This window comes from Microcoleus sp. BM001215392 (genome assembly GCF_036700185.1).
Lineage (GTDB): Bacteria > Cyanobacteriota > Cyanobacteriia > Cyanobacteriales > Microcoleaceae > Microcoleus.
Window position 1 is genome coordinate 1 of record NZ_JAUBOJ010000302.1, and the last position, 9754, is coordinate 9754.

Here is a 9754-nt window from a genome sequence, read left to right on the forward strand (position 1 = left end):
TGCAACGCCATCTGATAAAAGACGATCGCCCCATCCGGCCAACTGTGGCGCACCAAAGCATTCGCCAACTCAACATAAAGGTCAGCCTCATTCGGCGCAATCTCCAGCGCCTTGTGATAAAGTTGCACGTCATCGCGATTTTCCTGAATCGCCTTTTTATACAAACGCATCGCCTCCTGCAAATCCCACTGCGATCGCATTCTCAAAGCATCAGCTAACTTTTGCGAAATCCACGGCAAATCCGGCTGAATTTCGACTGCACAGCGGTAAGCGGCGATCGACTCATCCCACCGTTCCAGCTTCTCCAAAGCCGTCCCCATGTTGTAATAAGTCCAGGCAAAATCGCGATTCAACTGAGCCGCGCGCCGGTAAACCTCGATCGCCTCGTCCCACCTTTCCATTTCTAGCAGCACGTCGCCCAACTTGCTCTGCGACCAGAAGAAATTCGGATTGATTTCGTTAGCGCGCCGATACGCCACAACCGCCTCATCCCAGCGTTCCAAATTCACCAGCGCTTCGGCTAGATTGTTGTGCGCCCAAAAATGGTCGGGATTTAGTTCGATCGATTTTTGGTAAGCGGCAATCGCCTCATCCCAGCGTTCTAGTTTAATCAGCGCGTCGGCTAAATAGTTGTGCGACCAGCTAAAATCTGGATTTAATACTGTTGCTTTGGTGTAAGCTTCTACTGCTTCTTCCCACCGTTCCAGCTTCAGCAGCACATCTGCTAAATTGTTGTGAGACCAGCTAAAATCTGGATTTAATTCGATCGCCGAACGGTAAGCATTTACTGCTTCTTCCCAGCGCTCCAACTTAACCAGCGACTCAGCTAAATTGTTGTGCGACCAAGAAAGTTCGGGATTAGTTTTAATCGCATTGCTGTAAGCATTTACCGCTGCTTCCCACTGTTCTTGATTTTTGAGAAGTTCGCCCAATTCGTGATATGCTGCGCCAGCATTTGGGTTTAACTCAACCGCGCGCCGGTAACAGTCTATTCCCTGCTCGACCTTACCTTGCTCGAGCAAAGTTTTGGCTAAATTCTCGTATTCTTCAGCGGTTCCCGACTTCGGGTCGATCGCAAATGCTCGATACCAGGCTTGGGCCGCCGCCTCATGCTTGCCTAACTGCGTCAAAAGTTTCGCAAAATTTCGGAAAGCGCCCGCAAAATCTGGTTTTAGGGCGATCGCCTTTTCGTAAGCAGAAACCGCTTGCTGCCACTGTTCCTGCTGCGCGCAAATGCTGCCGTAATTAGCGTAGGCTTCCGCAAAATTCGGGTTAATTTCTATTGCTTTGACATAGCAAGTTTTAGCTTCATCTATTTGACCAACCGCTTGTAAGGCGTTGCCCAACATTTTGTAAAGTGGGGCTTCCGGCTTAATTTGTAGAGCTTTCTTGCAAGCAGAAATTGCCTGTTCCAATTTTCCCTGAGCAAAATAGCCTTCTGCGAGTATTTTGTAGGCTTCTGGATCTTCGGTACTAATTCCAGTATTAACAGATGGCTGAACTTGTTGTTTAATTTGTTGTTTAATTTGCTCAGGTATTTGTTGCAGTATTTCTTGCGGTATTTTTCGCAATATTTCTTGCGGTATTTGTTGTTGAACCTGTGTTTTTTGAACTTGTGGCGCTATTTGCGGCTGAACCGGCGGCGACTTAACAGCACCGTTTGTTCCGTTTGCACCTGCCAAAGTTTGCTGGCCCTCACTGCCATTTCTGGCATTAGCTGCGTTGAGTTCAATAGCTTTGCGATAATATGCTGTCGCCTCTTCTAATTTGCCTTGTTTTTTCAGGGCTTCGCCTAGATTTTGGTATGCTTGCGGCAGATTAGGATTTAATTTTATGGCGCGATCGTAACAGGCGATCGCCTCCGGCAGTTTTTCCTGCCGAAAAAAAGCATCACCCATACCTAAGTGTTCTGCCGGCGATGCTTTTTCCGGTTCCAAAGAGAATGCGCGATACCAGCATTCTTGAGCTTCTGCTCCTTTGCCAATTTGTCCGAATACTTTGGCTAAATTCCGGTAAACTCCGGCGAAATTCGGTTTAAGGGCGATCGCCTTTTGATAAAATTCGATCGCCTCCGACCATTTTTCCTGCTGAGCATATATGCTCCCCAAATTCGCATATACTTCCGCAAAATTCGGTTCTATTTCAATAGCTTTAGCGTACCAGTGCCGCGCCTCTTCCATCCTGCCTTGAGCTTGCAGTGCGTTGCCCAAAGTCTTGTAAGCCGGTGCAAAATTGGGGTAAATCTTCAAAGCTTGCTCGCAGGAGGCGATCGCTTCTTCTAATTTCCCTTGGGATAAATATATTTCTCCCTGTTGGTTAAATTGAACCGCTGTTGATTCTGTATTGACTGTTGATGGCATAGGGGCGGCGGCTCCACAAGTAGCAAGTAAATTATATGATTCAAAATGTTTCACAATTATACAGCGGTTTGACACGAACAATTGCCGTCTTAGCCAAGCTGCCCTGAATGTGATCGAAAGGTTCAACAATACCAGAATACGATCGCCAGCGCCCAACTCCGGCAAAAAAGCGATCGGGCTGTGCGCCTCAGTTTTTCTCAGGCATTCTGATGCTTGCACCGCATATAATAGCAGTTCTCACCCCCATAAGCCATGCCTGATTCTGGGAAGCTGAGGATTTTCAAGGTTTGGTTTGTCAGCGATTTACCTGAGAAAGGCGATAGTGCCACAGACGCCGCTAAGAGTGGCAATAGTTCCTCGCACACGAAAATCCATGGCACTCAGGATGCCTGCACCACAAGACTTATTACAGAAATATCTTACAATAATTAACAGTAAATGTTCTGTCAACTTTCGCTTAAATTGCGGTAATTTTGATGTTGTTAGAGCCACCACCTCAACTTGTCGGAGAACAGCGCCTCAGATTTCGCGACCTCGATTGGCCCGCCTTCAAGCAAATTCAAAGTTTGCTGGCGGAGCGCACCCGCGCCCGTTTTACCTACGATAACGGAGTATTAGAAATTACCAAGTCCCTCGAAGGACACGAACGCTCTGCTCGTTTGATTGAGCGCTTGATTCAAGTCCTGGTGGTTGAGATGGGGATGAAAATGAAGACGATGCGATCGGCTAGGCTCGATCGCGAAGACCTACTCAAGAGCGCCGAACCTGACCATGGGTATTACATCCATAATTATGCCTTAGTTGCCGATCGCCCGGTTAATTTGAAGGTCGATCCTGCCCCGGATTTAGTCGTGGAAGTGGATATTACCCATACGGATCTCAATAAAAATACACTCTATGCGAGTATGGGAGTGCCTGAGTTTTGGCGGTTTAACGGGCGCGCATGGCGGATTCTGCAATTAGTCGATGGGGCTTATGTCGAGTGCGATCGATCTCCGACTTTTCCCAACGTTGAAAAAACTGATTTATACCAGTTTTTAGAAGCGGCTTTCACTGATGAAGTTGCCGCAGAGATTGATTTTCGTCAATGGGTGCGACAGCAGATTCAAGGCTGAGCATAGAAAGTGCGATCGCCCAAAAACCATAACAACTTTTTTGCAAAAAACGATCGCCATTTTCCGAAAAAGCGATCGCCCTTTTGTTTGATAATTAGTTAACAACTATTTGCAATTACTAATCAAACTGCTGCTGCGGCTTCTTCTGCGTCTTCAGCTTCAGAACCTGCTTGAATTCCCAGCACAGTAACAACCACTTGACTTGGTTCGCCGAGAGCTACTACTCCGGGAGGCAAAACTAATTCGTGAATGTGAAGCGCATCCCCTACCTTTAAATTAGAAATATCTACTTCTATTGATTCAGGAATGCTGTCAGGTTTGCACTTAACTTCTAGTTGCGTCAGGACGGTATCCAAGATGCCGCCTTCTAACTTGACGCCGACAGATTCGCCTACAAAATGCAGCGACAGTTCAACTTCCAGGCTGTCTTGAGTTGCGACGGAGAAAAAGCTCAGGTGGTAAGGAAAACCTTTCCAAGGATGAACTTGAACTTCCCGCAGCAATGTTTTTCCGCTCCAAGAGAGTTCGGGAATGCTGAGGTCAATTAGAGCGTTGTTTACTACGCGCTTTTTGAGCAGAGTTTCAACTGTTTTGGCTTTGACGGTAAGGGAAATGGATTCAGAGCCTTTGTGCCCGTAAAGGACGGCGGGAATCAATCCTGAGCGGCGGAGGGCGTTAGGTTTGCTGCCTTCTGCCCGCTTTTGACATTCTACTGCGATTTCCATTTTATGACTTTCTGTTGATTGTTTTTACATTTTACCAGAATTGTGATATTGCGATCGAACTCAATTAAATTCGCTGGAGGTATTGATAGTTTTCATTTTCCACACACTTGAGCAATTCCAGAATTTTTCTCAAACGGTATGTTCCGGCTTGATATTCTTCTTTTGAAGGGGAATCACCCAGTTTAGTAAGAACTGCATCGCTTTCACTGATGATTGCTTCGCTGAAAATTTTCTTGAACTGCTGGCGAATATCTTGATTTAATTCAACTAAAGGCAGAATTACATTTTCTTCATCTAGGTAAATTTCGGTGTCGATTGATGCCCCGCCTATTTTGGAAAATTCTGATTTTGCTAACCACTCGTAAAGGGTTTCTTCTACATCTACCGTTTCCGATTCCGATCCATTTGTGGTATAGAAGCTGATATCTAGCATAAAAATTACTCCTCCAATTCAGACGGCATAAATGCACTTTCTGGAATATTCTCAGCCCAGGCTATCTCCGCATTGTCAAATAGTTTTTTAGCAGGTTCAGAGATTTTCTTAGTAGTTAAAACTCCTATAACACTATCTTTATTAATTATTTTTTTTGCTAATCCAGCATGGACATATCGAGTCTTGATTTCAATGTGTGGTTGCTTCATACTTTTCTCTTCTATCCATTGAATTTCCTTTGAATATCTTGGATTATTTGTTTGACCTTCGGAGCATCTTCTGGATTGATGATTAAAATATCACCATTTGGATCGTTTCTAATAGTTCTTTGTGAGTAAATATTTGCCCGTTCCAATTCTTGAATCACCCACCCAATGAGGTCTCTGTGAAGTTCTAACCTGGATATCTGCTGGTCTTCGTCAGTCATCCAGTTTTTATCGATCATTATTATAGCTCCTTACACTAAGTGCTGGCAATAGAGCGGTTCGGCTACAATTTTCATAGCAGTCTGAGGTTTTATGGCTCAAAATCTTAGGGTAGAGGAGCTACAGCCGTGCCGTCAGGAGACAACAAAGCGCGCTTCGGCCCGTGAATCGGGTCTTCGACAATAATAGTTTGGTCGCGGCTCGCTCCGAGAGATACAATGGCGATCGGCACTTCCATCAAATCTGCCAAAAACTTTAGATAATCCAAAGCTTGTGACGGCAAATCTTCCAAATTGCGGCACTCTTCCGTGGACTGTTTCCAACCGGGAAGGGTTTCATAAATCGGTTTACAGCGAGCAAATATCCGCGAACTTTTGGGGAAATCAATGCAGCGTTCGCCGTCAATTTCGTAAGCAACGCAAACTTTGATTTCTTCTAATTCATCCAAAACATCTAGTTTGGTAACAGCCAGACAGTCAAGCCCGTTGATGCGGACTGCGTAGCGGCCGATTACTGCGTCGAACCAGCCGCAGCGGCGTTTGCGGCCGGTTGTGGTGCCGAATTCTGCACCTCTCTCGCCCAAAACTGCGCCAATTCCATCGACCATTTCGGTAGGGAAAGGGCCTTCTCCGACGCGGGTTGTGTAGGCTTTTGCTACGCCAATGACGCGATCGATCGCTGTGGGGCCGACTCCGGTTCCCACACAAGCGCCACCAGCGATCGGATTGCTGGAAGTCACGTAAGGATACGTGCCGTGATCTAAGTCTAATAAAGTGCCTTGGGCGCCTTCAAACAGAATATTTTTCCGCTTATGAAGTCCCTCATAAATCTTTAGGGAACTGTCTACTACGTGGGGCCGCAAACGATCGGCATAAACTCGATATTCATCAATTACCTCTTGCGCATTTAGAGGCGGCAAATTATAGAGTTTTTCCAGAATGACATTTTTATGCTCGATCGTCCATTCCAGTTGTTCTTGCAAACCTTCCAAGTCCATTAAATCGAGCATCCGAATGCCGGTGCGTTCCGATTTGTCGGCGTAAGTCGGGCCGATACCGCGTCCCGTCGTCCCGATTTTATAATTTCCGCGCTGCTCTTCCGATGCTACATCGATTAATCGGTGATAGGGCATCGTGACGTGAGCAGTCTGCGAAATCATCAGCGAGGCCGTCGAAATATTCAGTTTTTCTAACTGATCTAATTCTGCAATTAAAACTTTAGGGTCGATTACCGTGCCGCAGCCGATGATACACTCTGTCTCAGGGTAGAGAATCCCGGACGGAATTAAGTGCAGCTTGAAAGTCTGACCGTTGACTACTACCGTGTGACCGGCGTTGACGCCCCCTTGGTAGCGGACAACGATATCTGCGGATTTGCTGAGCAAATCGGTAATTTTGCCTTTTCCTTCATCGCCCCACTGGGCGCCGATCACAACTACGTTAGCCAAGGGTTTCTCGCGTTCAGTTCAGGTTGACACAAACTCCGATTATGTACGAATGCGTCCCGAATGTCAAATATATTTTTGTTACAATTGAAAGACTTGAGGCTGTATTTCCCTCGCACAGCCACTTCCAGCACTGTGGGGAGACTTGGGAACGGAGAAGGGGAAAGGATTTGACGAGTTTTTATGGGAATCCAATGCGTAGCTTAAATGTGGAACAGTTTACCTGATGGAGGTTGTTAGCTAGTATTTGGGAAAACCAGGTTTCTGGCCGCTGATGCGTCTAGGACTAAATTACAAATTGTTCAATCCTTCAATTCCTTTAATTCCTTCAATCCTTTCAATCCTTTCAATCTAAAATCTAAAATCTAAAATCTAAAATCTAAAATCCCATGACATTACACGCTGAGTTGCACCGACATTTAGGCGGTTCTGTGGTTCCTCGGATTTTGTGGCGATATTTCGATCGCCATAATGCTGAAATGGTCGATCGCTTTCAACAATATTCCGCGTTTGAGGACTTTTACACTCGTCCGCGCAATACTCTCGACGAGTATTTGGAACTGCACACACTGGTAGAAAGCGTGCAAACTGTTGAGACTTTGCCTTATTTCATCTATCGGTTGATGCGGGGCGCTTACGTGTTTGAAAATTTGGCTTATTTGGAGTTGCGCTATACGCCTTATCTGCGGACTCCAGAACATTTGGAACAGTCAAAACGCATTGATTTGATGGCTGAAATTGTCCAAGTTGTCGGTAAAGCAAGTCAAATTAGTGATTGTCCGATTGTTACTAGCCAAATTTTGTGTATGCACTCGCGTTTACCCTATGAGGTGAATCGGGCGATCGTCGATTTGGCGGCACAAATGGGAGAATATGTTTGTGCGATCGATCTTGCGGGCGGAGATGCTGCTATTGGCGATCGCCTGGACGAATTTGTGGGATTGTATGAGTATGCAAGGTCGATCGGCATTAAAACAACCGGACATCTCTACGAAACTACATCAGGCTGTTATCCCGAACTTCTGCCCTATCTAATGCGCATCGGCCACGGGATTCAAATTCCGCTCAAATATCCGGAACTGCTGCCAGAAATCGCGCGCAGGGGTCAATGCTTGGAGGTTTGCCCGACTACCTATCTCAAAACCGGGACGTTGCAGGATATGCGGGAATTGAAGGTGGTATTCGATCGGTGTTTTGAAGCTGGTGTCGATATTGCCATTTGCACCGACAACGCGGGATTGCACAACGTGCGGCTGCCTTTTGAGTACGAGAATTTGTTAACTCTGGATATCATTGATTTTCGACAATTGCAAGCCTGTCAAGATGCGGCTTTTCGTCATGCTTTTGCGTGGCCCTACGACGGGCGGCCGGTGAAAATGCTGACGGGTTTGTTGCAGCACGAGTCGGTGGGTGCGATCGTTAATTAGCAAATAGCAAATAATATCTATTTAACGAACCGCGAAGGCGCGAAGGACGCGAAAGAAGACAAAGAAGAAGATAGGTAGCTCTTTTTGGGTAAAGAGTCTACTGAAAAATAAGAAAAAGCTCTTTCTTTTCTTCCTTCGCGCTCTTTGCGTCTTCGTGGTTAGTTTAAAAGAGATATTTGTAAAATTATAATAAGCGTCGGGCGATCGGCGATCGCTAGCAAGTTATAGTTTGGATGCCGAAGCATCAATATAAAAGGATAAGAAAACAATGACAAATATGGACGCTTATTGGATGCCTTTCACTGCCAACCGACAGTTTAAAGCGAATCCGCGGATGTTGGTTTCGGCAAAAGATATGCACTTTACCAGCGATGATAACCGCTCAATTTTAGACGGTACTGCGGGGCTGTGGTGCGTGAATGCGGGGCACGCCCGCGAGACAATAGCCGAAGCTGTCAAACAACAAGTTTTGCGTTTGGATTACGCGCCGGCTTTTCAAATGGGACATCCGGCTGCTTTTGAATTAGCCGAACGTTTGGTAAAGCTGATTCCGGGAAATTTCGATCGCGTTTTCTTTACTAATTCTGGTTCGGAATCGGTGGATACAGCGTTAAAAATTGCGATCGCCTATCATCGAATTAGAGGTGAAGGAACTCGCCAAAGATTGATTGGTAGGGTGCGCGGTTATCACGGTGTTGGTTTTGGCGGAATTTCTGTCGGCGGCATTGGCCCAAATCGCAAGTTTTTCGGCAGTTTGCTGACAGGAGTCGATCATTTACCTCACACTCACAATCTCGAACACAATGCTTTCAGCCGCAAACAACCGGAATGGGGAGCGCATTTGGCGGATGAATTGGAAGGGATTGTGGCTTTGCACGATGCGTCGAATATTGCGGCGGTTATTGTGGAACCTGTGGCGGGTTCTACGGGGGTTTTGATTCCGCCTAAAGGTTATTTGGAAAGGCTCAGGGCGATTTGTGACAAATACGGAATTCTGCTGATTTTTGATGAGGTAATTACTGGCTTCGGCCGTTTGGGTTCGAGTTTTGCTACTGAGTATTTCGGAGTTGTTCCCGATATTGTGACTGTGGCGAAGGGGATAACTAACGGTACTGTGCCGATGGGGGCGGTGTTTGTGAAGGAGGGGATTTATGATGCTTTTATGAATGCTCCCGAAAATGCGATCGAGCTTTTTCACGGTTATACTTATTCGGGGCATCCCGTAGCTTGTGCGGCTGCTTTGGCGACGCTGGATATTTATGAGGAAGAACGGCTGTTTGAACGGGCGGATAAGATGGCCCTTTACTGGGAAGATGCAGTGCATTCTTTCAAAGGAGTGCGCCACGTTATTGATGTGCGCAATTTGGGACTTGTGGCGGGGATTGAGTTGGAATCTATTGCTGGGAAGCCGGGAAAACGAGCTTTTGATTGTTTTGTAAAATGCTACGAAAATGGGTTGTTGATTCGCACGACTGGTGATATTATTGCTTTGTCGCCTCCGTTGATTATTGAGAAGGAACATATCGATAAGATTGTGGAAATTTTGACTGGGGTTTTGCAGGGGATGGAGTAAATCACCGCCACCAAAATCCTCTCGCTATCCCACAAGTCCGCCGCCAAAATCCCCATGCTACCCCACAAGTCCGCCGCCAAAATCCCCATGCTACCCCACAAGTCCGCCGGGGGTTGAAAACCCCCGTCTCATAGCGAAAGTCCTCTGAAAGAGGACTGAAAAGCAGATGAAATCAACTAATCCGCGAGTATTGTGCATTATTCTTCAGTCGGTTTCAACCGACTTTAGCTATGAGACAGGGGTTTTAACCCC

At 46.3% G+C, this 9754-nt stretch carries 9 protein-coding genes; 3 read left to right on the forward strand and 6 right to left on the reverse strand.

What is annotated here, in order from left to right:
- Positions 1–2360: tetratricopeptide repeat protein (locus tag QT974_RS25345; RefSeq protein ID WP_333471173.1), on the reverse strand; the 2360-nt coding region annotated here is incomplete at its 3' end.
- Positions 2361–2836: 476 nt separating this feature from the next.
- Between QT974_RS25345 and QT974_RS25350 the strand changes: the two genes are divergently transcribed.
- On the forward strand, positions 2837–3475 hold the full coding sequence (locus QT974_RS25350) for a Uma2 family endonuclease (protein ID WP_333471174.1): 639 nt from the start codon (positions 2837–2839) through the stop codon (positions 3473–3475).
- Positions 3476–3597: 122 nt separating this feature from the next.
- On the opposite strand, the gene QT974_RS25355 is transcribed toward QT974_RS25350, so the two are convergent.
- From QT974_RS25355 to QT974_RS25375, 5 genes are all read right to left on the reverse strand, one after another.
- Positions 3598–4200, reverse strand: coding sequence for a 50S ribosomal protein L25/general stress protein Ctc (locus QT974_RS25355; RefSeq protein ID WP_333471175.1), 603 nt, complete (start codon positions 4198–4200; stop codon positions 3598–3600).
- A gap of 64 nt (positions 4201–4264) precedes the next feature.
- Positions 4265–4633, reverse strand: coding sequence for a hypothetical protein (locus tag QT974_RS25360; RefSeq protein ID WP_333471176.1), 369 nt, complete (start codon positions 4631–4633; stop codon positions 4265–4267).
- Positions 4634–4638: 5 nt separating this feature from the next.
- Complete coding sequence (locus QT974_RS25365; protein ID WP_333471177.1) at positions 4639–4842, reverse strand: hypothetical protein; 204 nt, start codon at positions 4840–4842, stop codon at positions 4639–4641.
- 11 nt (positions 4843–4853) lie between these two features.
- Entirely contained in the window at positions 4854–5060 is a 207-nt protein-coding gene (locus tag QT974_RS25370) for a hypothetical protein (RefSeq protein ID WP_333471178.1), read from the reverse strand.
- A gap of 104 nt (positions 5061–5164) precedes the next feature.
- On the reverse strand, positions 5165–6505 hold the full coding sequence (locus QT974_RS25375; RefSeq protein ID WP_333471179.1) for an adenylosuccinate synthase: 1341 nt from the start codon (positions 6503–6505) through the stop codon (positions 5165–5167).
- Between the two features lie 386 nt (positions 6506–6891).
- Here QT974_RS25375 and QT974_RS25380 point away from each other — a divergent pair, with 386 nt between their 5' ends.
- Both QT974_RS25380 and QT974_RS25385 read left to right on the forward strand, forming a co-directional pair.
- Positions 6892–7929, forward strand: a complete 1038-nt coding sequence (locus tag QT974_RS25380) for an adenosine deaminase (protein WP_333471180.1) — start codon at positions 6892–6894, stop codon at positions 7927–7929.
- Positions 7930–8197: 268 nt separating this feature from the next.
- Complete coding sequence (locus QT974_RS25385; RefSeq protein WP_333471181.1) at positions 8198–9502, forward strand: aspartate aminotransferase family protein; 1305 nt, start codon at positions 8198–8200, stop codon at positions 9500–9502.
- The last annotated feature ends 252 nt before the right edge of the window (positions 9503–9754 follow it).